At 71.6% G+C, this 23,720-nt stretch carries 24 protein-coding genes; 13 read left to right on the forward strand and 11 right to left on the reverse strand.

Annotated elements, in window-relative coordinates:
• The first annotated feature begins 76 nt into the window (after positions 1–76).
• A complete protein-coding gene (locus tag DY218_RS13635; RefSeq protein ID WP_407703615.1) occupies positions 77–1,708 on the forward strand; it encodes a hypothetical protein in 1,632 nt (543 codons plus the stop codon).
• On the opposite strand, the gene DY218_RS13640 is transcribed toward DY218_RS13635, so the two are convergent.
• From DY218_RS13640 to DY218_RS13650, 3 genes are all read right to left on the reverse strand, one after another.
• A complete protein-coding gene (locus tag DY218_RS13640) occupies positions 1,674–3,827 on the reverse strand; it encodes a bifunctional glycosyltransferase 87/phosphatase PAP2 family protein (RefSeq protein WP_233521580.1) in 2,154 nt (717 codons plus the stop codon). The genes DY218_RS13635 and DY218_RS13640 overlap by 35 nt on opposite strands.
• A gap of 235 nt (positions 3,828–4,062) precedes the next feature.
• Entirely contained in the window at positions 4,063–5,211 is a 1,149-nt protein-coding gene (locus tag DY218_RS13645; protein ID WP_128556314.1) for a serpin family protein, read from the reverse strand.
• 209 nt (positions 5,212–5,420) lie between these two features.
• Positions 5,421–5,813 (reverse strand): FHA domain-containing protein, encoded by a 393-nt coding sequence (locus tag DY218_RS13650; RefSeq protein ID WP_128556257.1) that lies wholly within the window; start codon positions 5,811–5,813, stop codon positions 5,421–5,423.
• A gap of 148 nt (positions 5,814–5,961) precedes the next feature.
• Between DY218_RS13650 and DY218_RS13655 the strand changes: the two genes are divergently transcribed.
• Both DY218_RS13655 and DY218_RS13660 read left to right on the forward strand, forming a co-directional pair.
• Positions 5,962–6,384, forward strand: a complete 423-nt coding sequence (locus DY218_RS13655; RefSeq protein WP_128556258.1) for a DnaJ family domain-containing protein — start codon at positions 5,962–5,964, stop codon at positions 6,382–6,384.
• 71 nt (positions 6,385–6,455) lie between these two features.
• Positions 6,456–6,773 carry an antibiotic biosynthesis monooxygenase family protein gene (locus tag DY218_RS13660; RefSeq protein WP_128556259.1) on the forward strand — a complete coding sequence of 106 codons (318 nt, stop codon included), beginning with the start codon at positions 6,456–6,458 and terminating at the stop codon, positions 6,771–6,773.
• A gap of 25 nt (positions 6,774–6,798) precedes the next feature.
• On the opposite strand, the gene DY218_RS13665 is transcribed toward DY218_RS13660, so the two are convergent.
• Positions 6,799–7,308 carry a DinB family protein gene (locus DY218_RS13665; RefSeq protein WP_128556260.1) on the reverse strand — a complete coding sequence of 170 codons (510 nt, stop codon included), beginning with the start codon at positions 7,306–7,308 and terminating at the stop codon, positions 6,799–6,801.
• Between the two features lie 102 nt (positions 7,309–7,410).
• Here DY218_RS13665 and DY218_RS13670 point away from each other — a divergent pair, with 102 nt between their 5' ends.
• Positions 7,411–7,935, forward strand: coding sequence for a GNAT family N-acetyltransferase (locus tag DY218_RS13670; RefSeq protein WP_128556261.1), 525 nt, complete (start codon positions 7,411–7,413; stop codon positions 7,933–7,935).
• 18 nt (positions 7,936–7,953) lie between these two features.
• Here the strand turns inward: DY218_RS13670 and DY218_RS13675 are convergent, their stop codons facing one another.
• Complete coding sequence (locus DY218_RS13675) at positions 7,954–10,014, reverse strand: MDR family MFS transporter (protein ID WP_128556262.1); 2,061 nt, start codon at positions 10,012–10,014, stop codon at positions 7,954–7,956.
• Positions 10,015–10,197: 183 nt separating this feature from the next.
• Between DY218_RS13675 and DY218_RS13680 the strand changes: the two genes are divergently transcribed.
• A complete protein-coding gene (locus tag DY218_RS13680; protein WP_128556263.1) occupies positions 10,198–11,223 on the forward strand; it encodes a peptidoglycan-binding domain-containing protein in 1,026 nt (341 codons plus the stop codon).
• 54 nt (positions 11,224–11,277) lie between these two features.
• On the opposite strand, the gene DY218_RS13685 is transcribed toward DY218_RS13680, so the two are convergent.
• Complete coding sequence (locus DY218_RS13685; protein WP_128556264.1) at positions 11,278–11,934, reverse strand: HAD-IA family hydrolase; 657 nt, start codon at positions 11,932–11,934, stop codon at positions 11,278–11,280.
• A gap of 428 nt (positions 11,935–12,362) precedes the next feature.
• On the opposite strand from DY218_RS13685, the gene DY218_RS13690 reads away from it, so the two are divergent.
• The 3 genes from DY218_RS13690 to DY218_RS13700 all read left to right on the forward strand — a co-directional run bounded on the left by DY218_RS13690 (position 12,363) and on the right by DY218_RS13700 (position 15,414).
• Positions 12,363–13,013 (forward strand): HNH endonuclease family protein, encoded by a 651-nt coding sequence (locus DY218_RS13690; protein ID WP_128556265.1) that lies wholly within the window; start codon positions 12,363–12,365, stop codon positions 13,011–13,013.
• Positions 13,014–13,176: 163 nt separating this feature from the next.
• Positions 13,177–14,811 (forward strand): alkaline phosphatase D family protein, encoded by a 1,635-nt coding sequence (locus tag DY218_RS13695; RefSeq protein WP_128556266.1) that lies wholly within the window; start codon positions 13,177–13,179, stop codon positions 14,809–14,811.
• 138 nt (positions 14,812–14,949) lie between these two features.
• Positions 14,950–15,414 (forward strand): DoxX family protein, encoded by a 465-nt coding sequence (locus tag DY218_RS13700; protein WP_128556267.1) that lies wholly within the window; start codon positions 14,950–14,952, stop codon positions 15,412–15,414.
• Here DY218_RS13700 and DY218_RS13705 read toward each other — a convergent pair.
• On the reverse strand, positions 15,383–15,937 hold the full coding sequence (locus DY218_RS13705; RefSeq protein ID WP_128556268.1) for a superoxide dismutase family protein: 555 nt from the start codon (positions 15,935–15,937) through the stop codon (positions 15,383–15,385). The two genes, DY218_RS13700 and DY218_RS13705, sit on opposite strands and share 32 nt — an antisense overlap.
• A gap of 264 nt (positions 15,938–16,201) precedes the next feature.
• On the opposite strand from DY218_RS13705, the gene DY218_RS13710 reads away from it, so the two are divergent.
• Positions 16,202–16,816, forward strand: a complete 615-nt coding sequence (locus tag DY218_RS13710; protein ID WP_199566718.1) for a DedA family protein — start codon at positions 16,202–16,204, stop codon at positions 16,814–16,816.
• On the opposite strand, the gene DY218_RS13715 is transcribed toward DY218_RS13710, so the two are convergent.
• Positions 16,785–17,054, reverse strand: a complete 270-nt coding sequence (locus tag DY218_RS13715) for a DUF2277 domain-containing protein (RefSeq protein WP_128556269.1) — start codon at positions 17,052–17,054, stop codon at positions 16,785–16,787. The two genes, DY218_RS13710 and DY218_RS13715, sit on opposite strands and share 32 nt — an antisense overlap.
• 88 nt (positions 17,055–17,142) lie before the next feature.
• Here DY218_RS13715 and DY218_RS13720 point away from each other — a divergent pair, with 88 nt between their 5' ends.
• Positions 17,143–17,514 (forward strand): hypothetical protein, encoded by a 372-nt coding sequence (locus DY218_RS13720; protein WP_128556270.1) that lies wholly within the window; start codon positions 17,143–17,145, stop codon positions 17,512–17,514.
• 56 nt (positions 17,515–17,570) lie between these two features.
• Positions 17,571–18,200, forward strand: a complete 630-nt coding sequence (locus tag DY218_RS13725) for a histidine phosphatase family protein (RefSeq protein WP_128556271.1) — start codon at positions 17,571–17,573, stop codon at positions 18,198–18,200.
• 39 nt (positions 18,201–18,239) lie between these two features.
• On the opposite strand, the gene DY218_RS13730 is transcribed toward DY218_RS13725, so the two are convergent.
• Together DY218_RS13730 and DY218_RS13735 are read right to left on the reverse strand one after the other, a co-directional pair.
• The gene (locus DY218_RS13730) at positions 18,240–18,803 is read right to left on the reverse strand and encodes a PadR family transcriptional regulator (protein ID WP_128556272.1); all 564 of its coding nucleotides are present in this window, start codon (positions 18,801–18,803) and stop codon (positions 18,240–18,242) included.
• A gap of 51 nt (positions 18,804–18,854) precedes the next feature.
• Positions 18,855–20,906, reverse strand: coding sequence for an oxidoreductase (locus DY218_RS13735; RefSeq protein WP_128556273.1), 2,052 nt, complete (start codon positions 20,904–20,906; stop codon positions 18,855–18,857).
• Positions 20,907–21,139: 233 nt separating this feature from the next.
• On the opposite strand from DY218_RS13735, the gene DY218_RS13740 reads away from it, so the two are divergent.
• A complete protein-coding gene (locus DY218_RS13740; RefSeq protein WP_128556274.1) occupies positions 21,140–21,523 on the forward strand; it encodes a hypothetical protein in 384 nt (127 codons plus the stop codon).
• A gap of 290 nt (positions 21,524–21,813) precedes the next feature.
• Positions 21,814–22,278 (forward strand): hypothetical protein, encoded by a 465-nt coding sequence (locus DY218_RS13745; RefSeq protein WP_128556275.1) that lies wholly within the window; start codon positions 21,814–21,816, stop codon positions 22,276–22,278.
• A gap of 348 nt (positions 22,279–22,626) precedes the next feature.
• Here DY218_RS13745 and DY218_RS13750 read toward each other — a convergent pair whose 3' ends face one another.
• Positions 22,627–23,688, reverse strand: a complete 1,062-nt coding sequence (locus DY218_RS13750) for an HNH endonuclease (protein ID WP_128556276.1) — start codon at positions 23,686–23,688, stop codon at positions 22,627–22,629.
• Between the last annotated feature and the right edge of the window lie 32 nt (positions 23,689–23,720).

The raw sequence follows: 23,720 nt of genomic DNA on the forward strand, positions 1-23,720 counted from the left end.
CGCCGCCGGCGGAGCGCCACCGTGGACGTGTCCGCCCGACGTCGAACGGAAAGCGCCACCCGTGCACTCCCCCGAGCTGTCCGTCCCGCTGCACCCGGACGCCGCGGCGCCGCCCCCCGCCGAGCCGTGGCACCTGCGCCATCGCGTCCCGCTCCTCTGCACCGCGGTCGCGCTTCCGCTGTACGGGCTGTGGGCCGCGTTCCTGGCCACCGGCGGCGGCGACCTCGCGGCACAGCAGGCCTGGGCGGGATTCGTCGAGCGGCACCCGGGGTCCCCGTACAGCCTCTCCTGGTACGGGGGTCTGCACACCGCCAACTACAGCCTGGTCTCTCCCTACTTGATGGCCGTGTTCGGGGTGGTGGCCGTGACGGCCGCGTCCGGGCTCGCTGCCACCTGGGCCGCTGCGGCGCTCTTCGTGCGCAGTGATGCGGCCCGCCCGCAGTGGCCCGCGCTGCTCGCCGCCTTCGCCCTGTGGTGCAACGTCGTCTCGGGACGCACCACCTTCGCCCTCGGCGCGGCACTCGGCCTCGGCGCCTGTCTGCTGCTGGTGGGACGGCACCGGCCGTGGTGGGCCGCCCTGGTCAATGCGCTTGCCACGCTTGCCAGTCCACTCGCGGGGCTCTTCCTGGTCGTCGCAGGGGCCGGGTATCTGCTGGTACGGGACCGGAGCCGGGCCGCGGCGCTGCTGCTGCCGCCGGTGGTGGTCGTCGGCACGACCAGCTGGCTGTTCCCCTTCTCCGGTGAACAGCCCATGCAGTTCGGGCGGATCTGGGCGCCCGCGCTGCTCGCCCTCGCGGTCGCGGTGCTCGCGCCCCGGCCGTGGCGGGTGCTCCGGATCGGCGCCGCGGTGTATGCGCTTGGCTGCGCGCTCACCTATCTGATCGCCTCACCGATCGGCACCAATGTCGAGCGCCTCGCCCAACTCCTCGCGCCCGCGGCCCTCCTCGCCGCGCTCCTCGCCACCCCGGCCGCGCTGCGGGCGCGGCGGGCGGCGCTGGTCGTCGCGCTGGTGCTGTCGCTCGCCTGGGTGACCGACAAGACCGTCGACGACATCGTCGTGTACACCAAGGTGCCGGCCTGGGCCCGGCACACCGACGGCGTCGTCGACGCGCTCGACCGGCTGGGCGCCGACCGTACCCGGGTCGAAGTGGTGCCCTCGCGCGACCACCGCGAGGCCGCGGTGCTCGCACCCCATGTCAACCTGGCCCGCGGCTGGAACCGGCAGGCGGACGTGCAGCGCGGCCGGCTCTTCTACGACGGCTACGACGGCACCGACGTCGCCCCCGGCACCTTCACGCCCGCCGCCTACCGTGCCTGGCTGGACCGCTGGGCGGTCGGCCTCGTCGTCGTACCGGATGCCGTGCCGGACTCGCCGGCCTGGCGCGAGCGCGACCTCATCCGCAGCCGGCCGGACTGGCTCGAGCCGGTCTGGAGCGACGAGCACTGGCGGATCTACCGGGTCAGGGACGCGACACCGCTGGTCGAGGCGCCGGCTTCGGTGCTGCGCTCCGGTGACTCCTCGGTCGTCGTGCGGGTCCCCTCGGCCGGGGCGGTCACCGTACGTATCGCCCACTCGCCGTGGCTGCGGGTGGACGGTGGATGCCTGAGCCGGGACGGGGAGTTCACCCGGCTCACGGTGACCGAACCCGGGACGTACCGGATCGGGTCCTCGTTCAGCCCGGCGGCGGTGTCCGCTTCGCGCTGCTGAGGGCCTCGGTCCGGTCCTTGTCGTCGTCCGGGGCGCTCGGATCGGCCGGTTCGTCCGCCGCATCCGGCGGGTCCTCCGCGTCCGGGGCCCGCTCGGCGTCCGGGACCGGGCGCGGGCCCGGCGGCGACTTCGCGGTCGCCGTCTCCGGCTGCTCGGCGGCGCTGCTCCTCGGCCGCGGGCCGCCGAGTACGTAGACCAGGCCGAAACCGGCGCCGACGACGGCCGCGCCGCCCACCGCGTCCAGGATCCAGTGGTTGCCGGTGCCGACGATCGCGCACAAGGTGAACGCCGGATGCAGCAGGCCGAGCAGCTTCATCCAGGTCTTCGGGGCCAGGATCGCGATGACCACACCGCACCACAGGGACCAGCCGAAGTGCAGCGACGGCATCGCGGCGTACTGGTTGGTGACCGCGGTCAGCGTGCCGTAGTCCGGCTTGCTGAAGTCCTGGACGCCGTGCACGGTGTCGATGAATCCGAGGTCCGGCATCAGGCGGGGCGGCGCCAGCGGGTACAGCCAGAAGCCGAGCAGGGCGAGGACCGTGGCGAAGCCGAGCGCGCCGCGCGCCCAGCGGAAGTCCACCGGCCGCCGTATGTAGAGCACCGCGAGCACCGTCAGCGGCACCACGAAGTGGAAGGACGTGTAGTAGAAGTTCAGGAACTCCTCGAGCCAGGGCAGCCTTGCCGTGGCGTGATTCGCCCAGTGCTCGATGTCGATGAACAGGAACTGCTCGATCGCGTGGATCTGGCTGCCGTGCTCCTCGGCGGTGGCGCGGCTGCCGGCCGCGACGAGCCGGGTCTGCTGGTAGATCGAGTACCCCACGCGGATCAGGAGCAGCTCGAGCAGCAGATTCGGCCGGCTCAGGGCGCGCTTCCAGAACGGCAGCAGCGGCACCCACCTGAAACGGGCGGGGACCGGGGCGCCGTACTCGGTCGGCACCGGGTTGTCGAAATGCGGCGAGGTGCGCAGCACGAATGGCACCACACAGGCCGCCGCGAGCGCGGCGATCAGCAGGGCGTTGTCCCTGATCGGGTACAGGAACTCCATGTTCGGCAGCATCATCTTGGCCGGCAGGGTCATCACCAGGACCACCGCGACCGGCCAGACCAGGCGGTCCGAGCGGCGCTTGCCGACCCGGCCGACGACCGCGAGCAGCACCCACAGGAGCTGGTGCTGCCAGGCGGTCGGTGACACCACCGCGGAGACACAGCCGGTGACGGCGACGGCGAGGAGCAGCTGACCGTCGCGCGCGTACCGCACGGCACGGCGCAGGCCGAAGTACACGACGGCGGCGCCCAGGGCGAAGAACAGCGCCTTCTCGCCCGTGCCCTCGAGGCCGAGGCGCAGCAGCGCGCCGTGCAGCGACTGGTTCCCCACCCCGTCGGGCCGGTCGCCGAGTCCGGTGCCGGCGAAGTGGTGCACCCAGAACGTCCACGAATCCTTGGGCATCGCGGCCCAGGCGAGCGCTGTGCAGGTCAGGAAGGTCACGCCGGTGGACAGGGCGGCGCGCTTGCGGCCGGTGAACCAGAGCAGCGGCGCGAAGAGCAGCACCGTGGGCTGCAGGGCCGCCGCGACGCCGATCAGCACCCCGCTGGTGCGCTCACCGCGGGCGGCGAGGCAGCCGGCGAGCACGAGCAGCACCGGGATGATGCTGGTCTGCCCCAGGTGCAGGGTGTTGCGCACCGGGAGCGAGAGCATCAGGAGCGATACGGCCACCGGGGCCGCGAGCAGTGCGGTGCGGCGCGAGACCGGGCTCGGCAGGGAGCGTGCGGCGAGCATGCCGAGCAGCACGACCAGGAGCAGCGTCCCGAAGGTCCAGCCGACCCCGAGGGTCTGCTCGGCGGATCGGGTCAGCGGGCGCAGGACGAGGCCGGCCAGCGGGGTGCCGGTGAACGCGTCCGTGTCGTAGAACGATCCCCGGACGTGCAGCACGCCGTTCTCACCGATCCAGGTCTCCAGATCGGTCAGCCGCTCGCCGCGCGGTGTGGTGAGCACCACCGCGACCTGCCACACCGCCAGTGCGGCGGCGATCAGCCACAGCCCCACCCTGACTGCCGCCATCTTGGTGTCCTGGCCGGCGCCGAAGGCACCGCCCGATCCACCGTGTTCCGCATTCGCCACGCCTCGCGGCCCTCCGCCCGTCCCAATGTCCGTCCCCGTCGTCCGGACTCCGGAGTGCGTCCCGGAGCCGTCCACGGATCCTATGAGGCTCCCAGTCCCCCGTCCTCAAGACGCAGGCAACCCCTCCTTCACCTGCCCGCCCTCGTTGTTTTGACCGGATGACGTCGGTACGTGTGACGCTGCCGGCCGCGTCCGCGTTGCTCCGGGACCGCGCGACACCGGTCACATCCGGCGGTCACGCGGGCCGGTGCTCGCTCGTACGCGGTGTCTCGGCCGCCCCGTCCGGAGCTCCGGCCTGCCAGGCCACGAAGAGCGGTACGTCCTCGCCGCCGAGCACGACCACACCGAACGGGCGGTCGTAGGCGACCCGCTCCACCCGCACCGGCCGGTACGCGGACCCGGCGCGCGCGGGGACGGCCGTCGCCGCGGCCGCCTCGACGCCCTCCTCGGCGATCCTGAGCACCGATTCCTGGACGACATCCGATATCGCGAGCGGTTCGGGCGATATGCCGGAAAGATCGGCGCCGTTCCGGAACGCGGTGCGGACGCCGAGAGCGCGGATCTGGTCAGCCGCTTCGATACGAGTGCGCAGCGCGAGCCGCGGCAGCGCCATCACCACCTGCTCGGCGTCGAGCGCGGCACGCAGCGCGCCGGGTGCCCAGGCGGCGGGCAGCACCTCGTGCGCCGGCTGCCCGGGCCGGCCGAGGACGAAGCGGACACGCGCGGGGGCCGCACCACCCCGGCAGCGCAGCTCCACGACCCGGGTCCCGTCGATGCGCCAGGCGTCGGCGAGCGGGACGGACCGGTGCATCGTCGGCACCTGGTGGACCTGCCCTCGTACGTCGGTGAACGGCCGGGAGTGGGTGGACGTACCCGAGAAAGGTTCATCCCAACGGGCCTTGAGAGCCAGCGCATTGACCAGGACAAGGAGTGTCCCGGCGGAGAGCTCCACCGGCAGCCGCTCGATCAGGCCGCCGGTCGCCTCCCGCACCCAGCCGTCGATGCGCGGCGGGTCGAGCGGTCCGAATCCGACATCGGGCAGTGCCTCGCGGTACGCCCGGTACACCGGCACCGCGCTCCAGACGCCGGTGGCCACCTCCAGGGCGTCGGTCTCCGCGAGTGCCCGGCTCGCGGCCGTCACGGCATCCGCGGCCGTGTCACCGGCGACCTCGAGCAGCTGCTCGAACTCCGCGGCCGTCTCGCCACGGCTGCCCGCCGCGACGGCCGCGAGCGCGAGCCACAGCCCGGCCGGCGAGCAGACGAAGTCGCCCTCGCCCTCGGCGACACCGGGCAGCCAGCGCTCCGCGAGTGTCCGTACCGCCTCCGGCGGCCAGGCGGCCGCCGCTCCCGGCGCGACCCTCCCGCTCCGCTGTTCTTCAGTCATGCTCATCCCCCGAATCCCCCGAATCCCCTGTTCTCCCCCGAACTCCCCGCGTCTCCAGCGGCTCGGCCAGTATGCAGTCCGCCACTGACAATCGACTCCGAGGCCGGGCACGTCCGAGAAGAGGCCGCCCCGCCGCCGTCCCGTGCCCGAGCGGCCGGCGCCGCGCATCCCGCGCTCGGGGCCGGTGCCTCACGCTGCCGTCCGGTGTCTCACGCCTCGTGGAAGAAGCCCACGTTCACGCTCCGGGGTGCCGAGCGGTCCTGGATCACCAGCTCGCCCGACCCGCCGGCGGGCAGCCGGATCGCGCCGCCGTACTGCAGCGGGTAGCTCTGCCCGTCGACCACCAGACGGACCTCGGACGACGGTTCGGCCTGCGAGCCGCGCAACCAGGTCACCGACCAGGTCCGGTCCGCCTCGCAGCGGAACTCCAGATGCGTACGCGAGACGAACAGCCAGTCGTCCGGCGCCGACAGCCGGCACACGCTGCGGTCGCGGCCCACCCGGAGCACCGCACCGGGCTCGCTCTCGTGGTCGGCCATGAGCATGCCCGCCGTGGCACCGGCGTTCACCTCCGAGACAGTGGCCATGGTGAGCTCGAGCACGTGGGCTCCTTCAAGTCACGGGTTCCGCCGACGAGTACGCGCGCGTGCACACGCGCCGCCGCATCTTAGGCCCGCCCCTGCATACCGGCACGTGACGGGGACCACAGCCCCCTGTCCCTCCATTCAACCGCTTTGCGACAATGGCCGCATGACCGAGCGGAAGCCTCCCGGCATGCGCGTGGAGACCTGGGTCGAACGGCAGATCCGTGAAGCCGAGGAGCGCGGCGACTTCGCGCACCTGACCGGAGCGGGCAAGCCCTTGCCGAGTCTCGACCAGCCCTACGACGAACTGTGGTGGATCAAGCAGAAGATGGCGCGCGAGGGCTACTCGCAGCTGCCGCCCACGCTCGCCCTGCGCAAGGAGGCCGAGGACACCCTCGCGGCCGTCCCGGACGCGCCTTCGGAACGCGCGGTGCGCGAGGCCGTCGCCGCCCTCAACGAGAAGATCGCCGCCAACCTCCGCAGGCCCCCGCCCGGCCCTCCCCTCGGCCTGACCCCGTACGACCCGGACGAGATCGTGGCCCGCTGGCACGAGACCCGCGACGGGCACGGCGGGCACGGCGGGCACTGAGGGCACTGAGGGCACTGAGGGCGACGGCACCGGCCGCCCGCTTCCCCGCCCCATGGGGCACGATGGGGCGTATGAGCATCGTGAAGATCAACGTCCTGTCCGTGCCGGCCGAGCAGCGGGAGACGCTCGAGAAGCGGTTCGCCTCCCGCGCGGGCGTCGTGGAGAGCTCGGACGGCTTCGAGTGGTTCGAGCTGCTGCGCCCCGTCGAGGGCACGGACGACTACCTGGTGTACACGCGGTGGCGCGACGAGGAGTCGTTCCAGGCCTGGATGGAGGGCCCCATGAAGTCGGCCCACCAGGGCGGCGGCGACCGCCCGAAGCCCGCGTCGAGCAGCGCCGCGGTGTGGTCCTTCGAGGTCGCCCAGCAGGCGGCCCCGAAGAGCGCGTAGCGGCCTCCGGTCGGGCCGTGGTCGCTCAGGCGCCCACGGCTCCGTCGATCCCCTCGCGCAGGAAGTCCGCGTGCCCGTTGTGGCGTCCGTACTCCAGGAGCACGTGCACCATCACCATCCGCAGCGACACGTCCTCGCCCCACCGCGGCTGGTGCCCGGTCAGGTCAAGGGAGTCCGCCTCCCGCTCGATGCGGCGCGCGTGCTCGACCTCGGCCTCCCAGGCGGCGAACGCCTCGCTCCCGGTGGCCCCGCTCGTGTCGTACGCCGCCTGGAAGTCGATGCGGTCGGACCAGACCATGGGGACGTCGGGATCCTCGAACACCCGCCGGAACCAGGCCCGTTCCACCTCCGCCATGTGCCGCACGAGCCCGAGCAACGACAGCGTCGACGGCGGCATCGCCTGCCGCCGCAGCTCCGCGTCGTCGAGCCCTGCGCACTTCATCGCGAGGGTCGCACGGTGATAATCCAGAAACCCCCGCAACGTCTCCCGCTCACTCCCGGCATGGGGCGGTCCTACACGCTCGTCCACAGCCACCGGCCACACTCCTCGCTCGTCGTCCACGCGCGCGTGGCGCACGCCACCGAGCGCCGGATTCTACGGTGACCCGCGGAGATCCACCGGCCATAATCGCGCTCCATGCGCACCTGGACGATCGCCACGGAAGCCCCCGACTCCCCCGCCGCCACGGCCCTTTGGCGTGCGTACTACACCGAGGTCAGCGACCGCTGGTTCGCGCGCGAGTACGGCCCGGGCCACAGCACTCCGGCCGATGACCTGGAGCGGGGCATCGCGAGTGAGACGGGCTCCGACCTCGCGCCGCCGACCGGGACCCTGCTCGTCGGCCGCTGCGCAGGCGTAGCGGCGGGCACCGTCGGCCTCCGTCTGCTCGACGCCACCAGGGCCGAGCTCACGCGCGTGTACGTGCGCAAGGAGGCCCGCGGCACGGGTGGCGCCCGGCTGCTCCTCGAAGCCGCGGAGGACACCGCGCGTGGTCTCGGGGTGCGGCGGCTGGTGCTCGACACGCGGCTCGATCTCGTCGAGGCAAGGGCCCTGTATGCGCGGCACGGCTATGCGGAGGTTCCGGCCCACAACAGGGGACCGTACGCGGAGGTGTGGTACGCCAAGGACCTCGAAACGACGGGCACGCGCGCGTACGCGTAAGGGGGCGTTTTCAGGCCCTCAGGACCGCGCTCGGCCACCCGCACCACCCGTGGGGCGTGCCGCGCCGTTGTGCGGGCGTTCGCCGTCCGAGCCGCAGAGTTCGGCGTTCAGTTCCTGGACCAGGGCGATCAGATTGCGTGGGCGACCCGGGCCCCACCAGTCGCCGAGCAGCTCCGCGAGCGACTCCTCGCGCGCCTTGAAGAGCTTGTCGGCGACCTTCCGGCCCTGTTCGGTGAGGATCAGGTCCAGCCCCTCACGGGTCGCCAGACGCCGCTCCTCGACCTGGATCGCCGCCGCCTGGACGATGTGCAGCGGCACGGTGCTGCGCTCCGCGAGGACGGCCGGTTCCACCGATCCCCGGTGCCGGATCCTGAGCAGCATCCAACTGGCCGCCGGCAGCAGGTCGTACCCGGCCCGCTCGGTGATGGTGCGATAGATCTCGCGGCGGCCCTCGCGGCTGCCTAGCACCGACAGGGCTCTGAGCGCCTCGTCGTCCGAGGACCGTTCCACGGGATTGCTGGCCAGTGTCTCGGTGATCTCCGGCGCGGTCACAGACCCGCGCAGCTTGTCCTCGTGCAGCAGCCAGGACAGCACGAACGCGAGGAGCACCACCGGCGCCGCGTACAGGAACATGTCGGTGATCGACTCGGAGTACGCGTGCAGGGCCTCCGGCCGGGTCCCCGGGGGCAGTTGGGCCATCAGGCGCGGATCCGCCTCGAGCGCGGCGGCCGTGATGCCAGGAGGCAGGTCCTGATCGGCCAGGACCTCGGTCAGTGCCCCGTCCAGCCGGTTCGCGAAGATCGTGCCGAAGATCGCGACACCGAAGGCCGAGCCGATCGACCGGAAGAACGTGGCCCCTGAGGTGGCGACGCCCAGATCCTCGTACGACACGGCGTTCTGCACGATCAGCACCAGTACCTGCATCACCAGGCCGAGACCGAGTCCGAAGACGAAGAAGAAGGCGCTCATCTCCAGGGTGCTGCTGTGCTCGGTCAGTTGGTGCAGGAGCAGCAGGCCGAGCGCGGTGACCGCCGTGCCGACCACCGGGAACACTTTCCAGCGCCCGGTCCGGCTGACGATCTGCCCGGACACAGTGGTGGAGAGCAGCAGTCCGAGCACCATCGGCAGCATGTGGACGCCGGACATCGTCGGCGAGATCCCGTGCACGACCTGCAGGAAGGTCGGCAGATACGTCATCGCACCGAACATCGCGAAGCCGACGACGAAACTGATCACCGCGGACAGCGTGAAGGTACGGATCCGGAACAGCTTCAGCGGAATCACCGGCTCCGCGGCCCGCCGCTCCGCCGCCACGAAGGCCACCAGAAGCACGACGGCGAGCACCGCGAGCCCGATGATCTGTGCCGACGCCCAGTCCCAGGTGGTGCCGCCGAGCGAGGTCACGAGGATCAGACAGGTGGCCACCGAGGCGATCAGGAAGGTCCCGAGATAGTCGATCCGGTGCTTCTGCCGGCGCACGGGGATGTGCAGCGCACCGGCGATCACGGCGAGCGCGACGACGCCGAGCGGAAGGTTGATGTAGAAGACCCAGCGCCAGCTCAGATGGTCCACGAAGAGACCGCCGAGCAGCGGCCCGAGCACACTGGTCGCACCGAACACGGCGCCGAACAGGCCCTGGTACTTGCCGCGGTCCCGCGGCGGCACGAGGTCGCCGACGATGGCCATCGACAGCACCATCAGACCGCCGCCGCCGAGCCCTTGGAGCGCCCGGAAGCCGATCAGCTGCGGCATGTTCTGCGCCATGCCGCAGAGCGCGGAGCCGATCAGGAAGATCACGATGGCGGACTGGAAGAGCTTCTTCCGCCCGTACTGGTCGCCGAGCTTGCCCCACAGCGGTGTCGCCGCCGTGGAGGCGAGCAGATACGCGGTGACCACCCAGGACAGGTGTTTCATCCCGCCGAGGTCGCTGACGATGGTGGGCAGCGCGGTCGACACGATCGTCTGGTCGAGCGCCGCGAGCAGCATCCCGAGGAGCAGCGCTCCGATCGACACCAGGACGGCGCGCGGGGCCTGCCCCTCCCCCGGCGCGACCGACCGGTCGCTCACGTCCTGAGCCATCGACGCCTCCGTCCGGCGGGTTCCGTGCTTCTCCATCCTCGGCGGTGCGGGCGGTTATGGCCTGTCGAGTAGCCTCGGGGCCGCTTCGGGCCGTACGGCGGCGCGGCGGCATAATCGCTCGAGGCCCTGTGCGCGGACTGCCGTCCGGACACGGGGCCCGGCTCGAGGGAGGGGACCCTGAAGGTGAGCGGACGCATATGTCCTGACTGCGGTGCGCCGCGGCCGGCGGACGGCGTGGACTGCGGGTGCGCGGGGGCGCGGAATCCGGCGGCGGCAGAGGGCGAGAGCGCGGATCCGCTGCGGCTGCGGATTCGGCCGTACGTGTCGATGCCGCTGCCGGACGATGCCGATGGCGGTGCGGACCTGACGCCCGGCGCGGCCCCGCTCCCCGGCCCGATGCCACCCCTCGCGTGCCCGGACGGCGGTGAGTCGCACGCTCCCGCGTCGCACGCCCCCGCGTCGCACGCCGCAGAGCCGGGCGACCCGTGGCTCGATGCCCCGTACGACGTGTCCACGCCGCCGAGCGACGACGGCGCCCGCGGACCGGCGGCCCCGATCACCACGGCCACCGCATCCGCCACGACGCACCGCCGCCGCGGTCGCGGGCCCGCGCGCAGCGGCGGTCGGCGCCGCGCGGTCCTGGCCGTGTCCGGCGCCGTGGGCGCCGTGGTGGCGATCGCCGCGGTCTCGGCAGGCCTGTTCTCGCCGGACAGCGACGAGGAACGCGCGCTGCCCGACCCGACCCGGACGCCGGTCACCGTGGCGCCCGACCCGTCGCCGTCCGCCTCGACCGCGTCCCCGTCACCTTCGGTCTCGACTGGCTCGTCCACATCGCCCTCGCCGTCGGCGTCCGCCACCGGTTCGGCTCCGGCCGAGGCCTCGCCGACCCGGCCGTCGAAGAGCGCGACCCGGCCGTCGGCGCCGAGCAAGCGGCCGTCGCGGACCGAGCGCCCCGGCCCGCCGCCGTCCACGCCCGACGACCCGGTCGAGGCGGAGGACGAGAACACGCTGCGCCAGGGCGACAGGGGCCCCGAGGTGCTCGAGCTGCAGATGCGGCTGCGTCAGGCCGGCCTCTACGACGGCCGGATCGACGGTGACTACGACTGGCGGGTCGCCGAGGCGGTGGGCCGCTTCCAGCAGTCCCGGGGCCTCACGGACGACCCTTGGGGCGTGTACGGACCCGCCACCCGGCGAGCTCTCGAAGGCTGACGCCCGGGGTGCAGGCCCCGGCGCCGGACCCGGCCCCGGAAACGCCCACCCGTCTCAGAACGAGACCCGGATCCCGTCCCCGTCCCGCACCACCCGTACACCGAGAAGATCGCGCACCCACACCGTGGGCCCGTACTCCGCGGCCCGCTCCCCCACACCCACGACCCGCATGCCTGCCGCGGCGCCGGCCGCGATCCCGGCGGCCGAGTCCTCGAAGACCAGGCAGTCCGCCGGATCGACGCCCAACTCCGCCGCGCCCTTGAGGAATCCCTCGGGATCGGGCTTGCTCGCGCCCACCGACTCCGCCGAGATCCGCGTCAGCGGCATCCGCAGTCCGGCCGCCGCCATCCGGCCGTCCGAGAGCGCCCGGTCCGCTGAGGTGACGAGCGCATGCGGCAGTCCGGCGATCGCATCCATGAACGCGGGCGCGCCCGGGACCGGTACGACACCTTCCATGTCCGCGGTCTCCTCGGCGAGCATCTGCCGGTTCTCCGCGTAGTTCTCGGACATCGGGCGGTCCGGCAGGAGTACCGCCATGGACGCGTAGCCCTGGCGGCCGTGCACCACCTTGATGACCTCGTCGAAGTCGAGTCCGTACCGCGCGGACCAGCGGCGCCAGCAGCGCTCGACCACGGCGTCGGAGTTGACGAGCGTGCCATCCATGTCGAGCAGGAGGGCGCGGGCGGACAGGGCGGTGGGCTTGGCCGTCATCGGCGGACTCCAGACAGAGACGAAGAAGCGGTCCCGCCCGCCGGTCAGGGTGAACGGGCAGGACCACTTTGTTCCTGCACGGTACAAAACCGAGGGCCGCCACCGCCACCCGCCTGCCCGAATCCGGGCACAACCGGCACGCCGCCCGGAACCACCGAGACGGCCCGACATCCACCGGTTCGAGCATCGACTCATTCACAGACGAATGCATCGATAACGCCCACCACCGCCACCGAGCGCCCACCCCTTTCCCGCGCCCGCGCACCCAACTCCCGTGCATCCGCCCCCGGATGACACCTCGCCAGACCCTTGATGTGCGCGCGCCAATGACGCGACCCTGTCATCCGGCGCTCACCCCACGGAAACCCCGGGGCGCCACCATGACCTGGCCACCACGGCCAACGTCCCCCCACATCAAGGGAGTTCGCATGTCAGGTGTCTACGCGCGTCACCGGTCCCCGCGCCGGCTCGCCGCCGTCACCGGCTGCGTCTCGGTCGCCGCCCTGCTCACCGGCAGCACCGCCGAGGCCTCGCCCCCGACCCCCATCGCCGCCTCCACGGCCCGTACGTATCTGGGCCAGTTGACCGAGAAGGCCGAGGGTTCGTCGGACGGGTACAGCCGGGACAGGTTCCCGCACTGGAGCACCCAGGACGGCTCCTGCGACACCCGCGAGGTCGTCCTGAAGCGCGACGGCAAGGACGTCGAGCAGGACAGCAGCTGCGCCGCGACATCCGGAACCTGGTTCTCCGAGTACGACGGCGAGACCTGGAGCGCGTCCGGCGACGTCGACATCGACCACATCGTCCCGCTCGCCGAGGCCTGGCGCTCGGGCGCCTCCTCCTGGACCGACACCGCGCGCGAGGGGTTCGCCAACGACCTCACCCGCCCGCAGCTCATCGCGGTCACGGACAACGTCAACCAGTCCAAGGGCGACAAGGACCCGGCCGACTGGCTGCCGCCGCTGGCCTCGTACAACTGCCTGTACGCCCGGATGTGGGTGCAGGTGAAGCACTACTACGACCTGGCCGTCGACCCCGCGGAGAAGACCGCACTCCAGGGCGTCCTCAAGGACTGCTGACAAGCCCACCCGACCCACTGTCGGCACTCCTTGAGGACCGCTGACGGAGGACTGCTGACAAAGGGCCTTCAAGGCCGGCCCCACCGATCACCGGTCGGCCGGAACCTGTCCACTCCCCTCCCTCGTTCCGTACCGTACGGGGCGACGGAGGGGAGTGATCACCATGGCCAGGCTCCGCCTGGGACCGCTGCTGCGCCACGTGGACGGTGGCGCGGCGACCATCTGGGTCGAGTCCGACCGGCCGAGCACCGCCGAGGTGCGCTGTGCGGACGGCGCCGCGGGCCGGACCCGTACGTTCCAGGTCGCCGGTCACCACTACGCCCTGATCCCGGTCGAGGGCCTGACGCCGGGCACGGAGACGGCGTACGAGGTCCTGCTCGACGGCGACCGCGTATGGCCGCAGCCGGACTCCCCCTTCCCGCCCTCGACGATCCGCACCCCCGCCGGGACACAGGACGAACTGCGGGTCTCCTTCGGCTCCTGCCGCTGGGCGATCTCGCCGACCGGCGAGAAGGACCCGATGGGCCCGGACGCGCTGGACACCCTGGCCGTACGCCTGGCCGCCGACCCCGCCGCCGAGCGGCCTGACGTCCTGCTGCTGCTCGGCGACCAGGTCTACGCGGACATGACCTCCCCGGCCACCCGGCGCTGGCTCGCCGCCCGCCGTGACCTCTCCGAGCCACCGGGCGACCAGGTCGCCGACTACGAGGAATACACGCACCTCTACTACGAGTCCTGGCTGGACCCGGAGGTCCGCTGGCTGCTCTCCACCGTGCCCAGCCTGATGATCTTCGACGACCACGACGTGATCGACGACTGGAACACCAGCGCGGCCTGGGTCGCCGAGATGCGTGCGACACCCTGGTGGCGCGAGCGGATACTCAGCGGACTGATGTCGTACTGGGTGTACCAGCACCTGGGCAATCTGACCCCGGAGCAGCTCGCGGCGGACGCGGTGTACGCGGCGGTCCGCGCCCACCCGGACGGCACGGACGCGCTGCGCGACTTCGCCGCGGCGGCGGACGAGGATCCGGCCGGCGCGCGCTGGAGCTACCGGCGGGACTTCGGCGGCGTCCGGCTGCTGATGATCGACACCCGCGCGGCCCGCGTCCTGGAGGAGTCCGGGCGGGCGATGGTGGATCCCGAGGAGGCGGCCTGGATCCGGGCCCAGGCCCTCGACGGCCCCTGTGACCACCTGCTCATCGGCACCTCGCTGCCCTGGCTCCTGCCGCACCTCATCCACGACGCCGAAGGGTGGAACGCGGCGCTGGCCGCCGGCGAGCGCGGCCCGCGCTGGGCGCGCTTCGCGGAGGACATCCGGCGCCGCAGCGACCTGGAGCACTGGCCGGCCTTCGCCGACTCCTTCGACGAACTGACCACGCTGATCGAGGAGGTGGGCGGCCGACCGGACGCACCGGCCGCCATCTGCGTCCTCTCCGGCGATGTGCACCACGCCTATGTCGCCGAGCCCAGCTGGCCGGCGGGCACGGGCCCGAGATCCCGGGTGCTCCAGCTGACCTGCTCCCCCATGCACAACTCGATCCCCGCGGTGATCAAGCTCGGATTCCGCTTCGGCTGGAGCCGGTTCGGCAGAGGGCTCGGCCGGCGCCTCGCCCGGCACGGCCGCACCCGCCCGGCCCGGGTCGACTGGCGCCGCACGGGCGGGCCCTGGTTCGGGAACCAGCTGATGACCCTGACCCTGCGCGGCCGCTCCGCACGGCTGCGGATGGATCAGGCCCAGGCCCTGCGGGGCGGCAAGGCGCGCCTGAGGACGGTGGAGGAGTCGGCGATCACATAGCGGAGGGATGCTTCGGACGGTCCGGCAGAAACCGGACGCCAATTAAATGTTGAACTTGCAAGCACAGGTTAGGCCTGCCTAACCTAGGGGCTTCCCGATCGGTTTCCCGTCCCCACACGAACCGAAGGAGATCCCCCCATGACTGGACGTCTCAACAGCGCCCAGCCTTACGCGATCGGCCTGTTCCGCATCGTCGTCGGACTGCTCTTCGCCTGCCGCGGCGCCGCCTCGCTCTTCGGCGTGCTCGGCGGAGCGATGGGCGGCGGCACCATACCCGCCGGCACCTGGCCCGGCTGGTACGCGGCGGTGATCCAGCTGGTCGGCGGCGGACTCGTGATGCTCGGTCTCGGCACTCGCATCGCGGCCCTCGTCGCCTCCGGCTCCATGGCGTACGCCTACTTCAAGGTCCACCAGCCCGAGGCCCTGTGGCCGATGGAGAACAGCGGAGAGCCGGCCGCGATGTTCTGCTGGGCCTTCCTGCTGCTCGTCTTCACCGGCTCCGGAGCGCTGGGCGTCGACCGGCTGTTCTCCTCGCGGAGCGCGGAGCAGCCGGCCGGACCCGCAGCCACCGTCACCCCCGATGAGGTCCGAACGGCACACTGAAGCACGCCAGCCGGTCGCCTGCACCGCCCTGTTCGCGGTGCAGGACGACCGAGGCGGCGCCGCCCTTGCGGAAGCCCCAGTCGTGCTCCGCCACCGCGTGCCCGCGCCCCTGCGCGTCGGTCGTGAAATCGAGCCAGACCTCGTTGCGCGGATTCACATAGGCCGGGTCGGTCGAGGGCTGCACCGGGTCCACCCGGTGCTGGTAGTGCCCGCCCGCGTCCTCCGGCTGCGTCCCGCAGGGCTTCTGGTGCACATGCGCTCCGTACGCATAGCCCGCCTTCAGACCCGAGACATGCAGCGTCACCGCGGTGCCCGCCGGGGTGGCGGTCTCGCCGACGGTGATCCGCGCTCCCGCCGGCACCGTCTTCAGGTCGTACGTCTTGGCCGACGACGCCACCAGCGCCGAAGGCGGCGCGAAGACTCCGCTCACCTGCGTCGCATACACATCCGCCGAGCCCGCGCCGGCACTGCCCGTCGCGAACAGCGCGCTCGCCACCGCACCCGCCACCATCGCTGCCACCATCGTCCCGCTCCTCTCGGTCCCGCCTCGGTCTTCCTCGTTCGTACGGGACAACGCGGACGGCCGCCGTCCGGGACGCGGCATGCGGGTGAAGCCGTACGGCGCACGGGAATCGACACCCGGGTGAACGTGAATCGGCGAACACTTGCACCCCCTGCGCCCCGACTGTCGCACCTCACGCGTACGCTGTATGGCTGACCGTCATGGCCGCCCCTGCCGCTCCCCTGCGACGTCGCGGCGTTGTAGTTGAGGAACGGGGAGTTTCGGGTGCTGGAGAGTGTGGGGTCGCTGATCGGCAGCCCCTGGATCTACGTGATCGTGGCGATCTCGGTCCTGTTCGACGTCTTCCTGCCCGTGCTGCCCAGCGGACTCCTGGTGATCATGGCCGCCACCGCGGCCGCGGCGGGCACCGGCGCGGCACGTCATGTGCAGGACGTGCCGGACATCGCGGCGCTCATCCTGTGCGCCGCGACCGCCTCGGTGCTGGGCGACTTCGTCGCGTACCGGCTCGCGCGGCGCGACGGGGGCCGCTTCGACCGGGCGATCGCCCGGTCCCGCCGGCTGACGTCCGCGCAGGAACGACTCGGCGCCGCCGTCGCACGCGGCGGCGGTGCGCTCGTCGTCGTCGCCCGCTTCGCGCCCGCCGGGCGCTCGGTCGTCTCGATCGGAGCGGGCGCGGCCCGCCGCACCAGCCGCGAGTTCCTGCCCTGGTCGGCCCTCGCCGGCCTGGTCTGGGCCGCGTACAGCGTGGGCCTCGGCTACTTCGGCGGCCACTGGCTGGGCGCCACCTGGCTGGCGACGGGGGTCTCGCTCGTCGCCCTGATCGCCGCGGGTGCTGCCGCGGCCTATCTCATGCGGCGCCCTGCTGCCGCGGCTCGCTGACCGACCGTTCCACGGATCGCGCTGCTGCCGATCCGCGTACCTCCAGGTCGGCGAGCAGATCGCGGGTCGCCGCGGTCACTGCCTCGACGGCGCGGTCGAACACCTCGCGGTTGTGTGCGGCGGGCTGCCGGAAGCCGGAGACCTTGCGCACGTACTGCAGGGCGGCTGCGCGCATCTCCTCCTCGGTGGCTTCCTCGGGAATCACGGGCGGGCGAAGGGTCTTGATGCTGCGGCACATGCCTCCAGTGTGCCGCGCGGGGCCACTTTCGGGTGATGGGACCGAAGAGACCTCGCGTTTGAAATTCGAACAGGCGTAGCATTGCGGTGTGGCAGCGACCCAAGAATTTCCGAGCGACCTCCTCGCGGGGCAGGAGGAGCTGCACCAGGTGCGAGCCGAGTTGCTGGCCCTGTTGAAGCGGCTCCCCTGGTCAGTCGAGCCGCTGGACGGCTTCAGTGACACGGCGGGCTGGCGCAGGATCGAGCGCCCCGCCTCGCCCGGCTGGACGGCGGACGAGCAGGCCGAGGTGGAGAAGTTACGAGAGCGGGAGCGGGAGTTGGCGGTGTTCATCACCTGCCATCGGCACTGGCAGGAGTTCGACGCCGAGGATCTGGTGGGCGCCCGGATGCGCCTGAAGCGGACCGGACCGGGCGAGGGCGCGGCGCGGAACGACCGGGCCGAGCCCGGAACAGCGGGATGACCAGGCCGAGCCCGGAGCAGCCGAATGACTTTGCCGAGCAGAGAGGCCGTGCACTGATGCGCAGTCTGTACGTCGTCACCCACCCGGAAGCGACGCACCACGTCGAGGGCGTGGTCGGCGGATGGCACGACTCGGCACTCACCGCGGCGGGCGAGTGCGCAGCCGACGCCGCCGCCCGTGCGCTGCGGGCGCGGGTGCCCGAGGGGGCGGAGGTCGAGCTGTTCTCCTCGGACCTGCGCCGCACCCGGCAGACGGCCGCGGCGATAGGCGAGTTGTTCGGCGTGCAGCCGTTCCTGGACCGCCGGCTCCGGGAGAAGTCCTACGGTCGGGCCGAGGGCCGGCCCCAGTCCTGGCTGGACGAACGCTTCGTACCGCCCCCGGCCGTCGGCGAGCGCCTCGACCACGACGAGGGCATCGCCGGTGCCGAGACGAAGGCCGTGTGGGTGGCTCGCGTCCATGCGGCCATGGGAGAAATCCTGGCGCGGCCGTGCACACAGCAGATCGTGGTGACGCACGGCGGTTCACTGACGTTCGTGGTGACGGCCTGGCTCGGGATACCCGCCGAGTCGACCGGCCGCGCGGCCTTCCGGGCGGCGGCCGGCAGCATCACGGTGCTGCACGAGGACGACTACTTCCACAACCGCCAGGTCGTCGCTCTCGGCGACACCCGCCATCTGTCGGGCTGAGCCGCCGGCAGCTCCACCGTGCTGCTGTCGCCCGGGAGTTCACCGGGTGTCGCGGCTACGACTGCGCTGCGCGCCGCCCTCCACGTCGGCCAGTGCCTGGGTCAGCCAGTTGACCCAGAAGGTCTCAAGGTCGATGCCGCCCCGCAGCACCAGGTGGCGCAGCCGGTCCTCGGCGCCGGACGGGCCGGGCGGGAAATCCCGCTCCTCGATGGCCTCGTACTCCGCCAACTGCCCACGGTGCAGGCCCAGATGGCGCCGCAGCTCGGCCACCAGACCGCCCGTGCCGACCACCCCTGCCGCGCGCAGCCGCAGCAGCAGCGGGTCGCGCACCGGCTTGGGATCCTCCGGCCTGCCCACCCAGGCGGCCAGCTCGTCCCGGCCCGCGGGGAGCACCTCGTACTCCTTCTTCTGTCCGCGGGCCGGACGCTCCGCCGGCAGGACGCGGATCAGTCCGGACTCCTCGAGCCGGCCGAGCTCGCGGTAGATCTGCTGATGCGTCGCCGACCAGAAGTAGCCGATCGACTTGTCGAATCGACGCGTCAGCTCGAGCCCCGACGAGGGCTTCTCAAGGAGGGCGGTGAGGATGGCGTGCGGCAGGGACATGTCGGCATCCTAAGTACGCCGCCCGCGAAGGCCGGGCGGGTGGCGAATCGTTCAGACCGCCGCCGCCAGTTCCGTCCCCTGCCGTACAGCACGCTTCGCGTCGAGCTCGGCCGCGACGTCCGCGCCGCCGATCACATGCACGGTCCGGCCGGCCGCCGAGAGTCCCTCGTACAGCCCGCGCTCCGGCTCCTGACCCGCGCACAGCACGACGGTGTCGACGTCCAGGACCTCGCTTCGTCCGTCGACGGTGATGTGCAGGCCGGCCGCGTCGATCCGCTCGTAGGAGACACCGGCGCGCATGCTGACCCCGCGGTGGCGCAGTTCGGTGCGGTGGATCCAGCCCGTGGTCTTGCCGAGGCCGGCGCCGACCTTGGTCGGCTTGCGCTGCAGCAGGTGGACGGCGCGCGGCGGCGCGGGCCGCTCCGGAGTGCCGAGCCCGCCCCTCTCGCCGTACGACATGTCCACGCCCCACTGCCGGAAGTAGACCTCCGGATCGAGCGACGCCTTGTCCCCCGCGTCCGTGAGGAACTCCGCGACGTCGAAGCCGATCCCGCCGGCCCCGACCACGGCGACCCGCTCCCCCACCGGGGCGCCGTCGCGCAGCACATCGAGATAACTGAGCACCCGCGGCCCGCCCTCGCCCACGACCGGGATGTCGGGGATGCGCGGGGTGACTCCGGTGGCGATCACGAACTCGTCGAAGCGTCCGAGGCTCCCGTCCAGGAACTCGTCGGTGGTGACGCGGGTGTTCAACCGCACGTCCACACCGCGCAGTTCGAGCTGCGTACGGAAGTAGCGGACCGTCTCGTCGAACTCCTGCTTACCCGGGACGCGCCGGGCCACGTTGAGCTGACCGCCGATCTCGCCGGCCGCGTCGAAGAGCGTCACCCGATGCCCGCGCTCGGCCGCGGACACGGCGAACGACAGTCCCGCGGGCCCGGCCCCGACCACGGCGACCGCCTTGCGCAGACGGGTCTCCTGCACCGGCACCAGGACCAGCTCGGTCTCGTGACAGGCCCGCGGATTGACCAGGCACGAGGTGATCCTGCCGCTGAACGTGTGGTCAAGACAGGCCTGATTGCAGCCGATGCAGGTGTTGATGGTGTCGGCCCTGCCCTGCCGCGCCTTGGCGACGAACTCCGGATCGGCCAGGAAGGGGCGCGCCATGGACACCAGGTCCGCAGCCCCGTCCGCCAGGACCTGCTCGGCGAGCTCGGGGGTGTTGATGCGGTTCGTCGTCACCAGCGGCACCGAGACCGCACCCATCAGCTTCCGCGTGACCCAGGTGTAGGCGCCGCGCGGGACCGAGGTCGCGATGGTCGGGATGCGGGCCTCGTGCCAGCCGACACCGGTGTTGATGATCGTCGCACCGGCCGCCTCGACCGCGCGGGCCAGTGTCACGACCTCGTCGAGCGTGGAGCCGCCGGGCACCAGATCGATCATCGAGAGCCGGTAGACGAGGATGAAGTCGGGGCCGACGCGCTCCCGGACCCGGCGGACGATCTCCACCGGGAAGCACATCCGGTTCTCGTACGAGCCGCCCCAGCGGTCCTCGCGCCGATTGGTGGCGGACACGATGAACTCGTTGATCAGATAGCCCTCGGAGCCCATGATCTCGACCCCGTCGTAGCCGGCCCTCTTGGCGAGCTCGGCCGCCCGGACGAAGTCCTCGATCGTCGACTCGACCTCGTCATCGGTGAGTTCGCGGGGTACGTGCGGGCTGATCGGCGCCTGCAGCGCGCTCGGCGCCACCAGGTCGGGGTGGTAGGCGTACCGCCCGAAGTGCAGGATCTGCATCGCGATCCGCCCGCCCTCGCGGTGCACCGCATCGGTGACGACGCGGTGGCGTGCCGCCTCATCGGCGGTGGTCATCATCGCGCCGCCGGGGTACGGCCTGCCCTGCTCGTTGGGCGCGATGCCGCCGGTGACGATCAGCCCCACGCCGCCGCGCGCCCGCTCCGCGTAGAAGGCCGCCATCCGCTCGAAGCCCCGCTCCGCCTCCTCCAGGCCCACATGCATCGAGCCCATCACGACCCGGTTGGGCAGCGTGGTGAATCCCAGGTCGAGGGGGGCCATGAGCCGTGGGTACGAGTGGGAGGGCATCGGAATCTCCTGTCGGTGGCGGTGGACCGCTCGACTTCCGTTTGTAGACCATCCACACGATGTTTTGCAACTGGTTGCATAACGCGATGCCTCCTACACCCACCTCCGCCGCCCTGCCTACCTCCCGCCCCCATCCTCCGTGTCCCGGAATCCCCCGCTCTCGCCCCGTTCGCCTCGGCCGTCTCCGTCGTTGTGCACAGCGCGGCCAGCCGCTCGCACGACACGGAGACCTCATGACCCACACCCAGCGCGCCCGGATCGCCCTGCACGGCACGGCCACCACGTGCCTCGCGTTCGTCGCCGTCCAGTACGCCCTCTACGGCCCCTGGCCCATCGCCGTACTCTTCGGGCTCGCCTCACTCGCCCCCATCGACGCCGCAGTACGCGAAACGGAGCGGCCCGCCGGCCCACGCACACGCCCACACCCACACACCGCCACAAGAACCCTCGCGTCTCGCCGCCGGCACAACGCCTCCGCACACCCCACGACGGACGAGGCATCCGTCGACCACACGGTCACCCAACTCAACACGGCCTGCTGCGAACGCTGGTGGACCGCCCTCGGCACCGACCACGACCCCACCTGCCACAACCAACAACGCCGCAGCGCCGCTTGACCGCATGACCGCAAACACGAAGACCCCCAGCCGGGCCCGGCTGGGGGTCTTCGCCCTGGTGGGCGCGGATGGTTCCGAACGGAGTCGTGGTCCCCAGGCCGGGTTTCAGGACGGACCGGGACGAGATGGACGTCGCCCGGTTCGCGGTGATCAATGGGCAGGGTGGAGTGTCGGGCCGGCAGACGCACTGACGGTTGTTTCGGGGGCGGCCGAAACGTCTGGTGCGGCGCCTGGCAGGTGACGGAGGTTCATTGGAGTGTCCGCGCGTGGATGAGTGGTGGGAGACGGCAATGACGATCAAGAAGACGATGGCGCGTGCTGCCGCGGTGGCGCTGCTCGCGACCGGAGGCATGGCTGCGGGCGCGGGTGCAGCCACGGCCGGCGACGACCACGGCGCACCCGGTGCCGGTGTGACTCCGACGACCGTCGGGGACTTCGCGGGACCCCTCTCCGTCACGGACGAGAACGAGTGGGGCCTCGTACCGCTGGGAGATGGCTCCGGCTCGCCCACGAGCGGCCTCGCGCCGACGGGTGACAGCAGTGGCGCCCCCACCGGCGGTCTCGCGCCACAGGATGAGAACGAATGGGGCATTGCCCCCATGGACGACGGCAGCGGCTCACCCAGCGGCGGTGCGGCTCCCGCTGGTGAAAGCGAGGGTTCGCCCGGCGGCGCTGTGGTCGCGACGGTCGGAGACTTCGCAGGGCGGTCCTCCGCCATGGGTGACGAGCACGGGTCACCCGGGGGCGCCGGCTGACCTTGCGCCGCAATGAGTCCGGGCTCGCTGTTGTTGTCCCGAGGGGCGTTCTGGCGGAGCCGACCGCCCCTCGGGAGTAGCGGGAGCGGACTCAGCGCATAGCTAACGCGCAGCGAGAGTGCACTGATTGAGCGTCAAAAGAGCCCCCGACCTCGCATGACCTGCGGAACCGGGGGCTCTTGCACTGCTCAACCTGGTGGGCGCGGACGGTTTCGAACCGCCGACATCTGCCTTGTAAGTTCGCCGTAGAGGGCCTGAGCTCCGCGTTTGCTCGGCGTACGGGCTTCCTCGGTGACTGCCGAACGTTGGTACTGTCCCCTGCCGTTGATGTCAGCTGTGGATGTCAGCTCAGGGGTTTGGCATCTGCTCGTCAGCCGCCCAGCGTGGACGCGCGATAGCTGCCGCTGCACGCACGTCAGCTGCATGCTTTTCCTGTATGGAGGCTTTCAGCTCTCCAGGGGTCGGCCATGGCGCTTGCCGGTGGATCATGCGGTGGCAGTTGGCGCAGATGAGAGCGAGATCGCTGAGCTTGGTCCGCCCTTCACCCGCGACGTGAAGCGGAAGGACGTGATGGCACTCGATGTATCCAGCTCCGCGTTCCCCATAGACCTTTTCGAAGTCGAAGCCGCACGCCTCGCAAGCGAGCCGTCCGCCGCGCCGAAGTACGGACGCGATCTTCTTCTTCCGCAGGCCCTTGTTCCGCTCGCGTGCCCTGTGCCGGCGCATGAGGAGTCGCCCCTCGGGCGCGCTGTAGTCGTCGAACTCCTCGTCCTCAGTCGGCGCAAGGGGCTGCAGCTCGCCCGTGGCGATTCCCTGTCGGATGAGTCGCGCGGTCTCGGTCATCTCCTCCGGCCGAGCGAGGAACTCGCGTAGCACCGCGACATCGAGGGCACCGCCGTTGGTGGGCTTGCCCTGGTACTCCGGGTGCCGAGTAGCGATGTCGAACGTCTTGCGTGCGACGCCGTTGGGGTTGCGGAACTTCTCGTTGCGCTCGGCTTCAGCATGGATGGGAAGCAACTGGAGCAGGGCAGACAGCTCCTCCACCCGGCCGTCCTGGGCTTCCAGTCCCTTCCATCCGTTCTCCATCACCAGCTGGCAGGCGAGGATAATCTCGTCCCGTGCCCAGTCCGGGTTCTGGATGGCCTTGACGTGAAAGCCCGCTCGCTTGAGCCACGCCGCGGCGTGGTCCCTGCCTCCGCTGAACTCTCCCGGCGCGAGGGCCCGTCCCTGCTCCCACTTGTGCGCTACCCCCGCGACGGCCTTGGAGTCGTACTCCTGACCCTCGTGCACCAAGACGTAGGACCGCGCTTCCCCAAAGCCATACTTCGCCAGGAAGGCGTCACGTCCCAGCTCATCGTGCTCTGCCAGGGTCTTGAGTACGGACTCCCGCGATATCTCACCTCTACGCATGGCGGAAGCGTACGGCCGAGCACTGACAGCAC

It is taken from the genome of Streptomyces triticagri, assembly GCF_003429565.1.
In the GTDB taxonomy this organism is placed as follows: domain Bacteria; phylum Actinomycetota; class Actinomycetes; order Streptomycetales; family Streptomycetaceae; genus Streptomyces; species Streptomyces triticagri.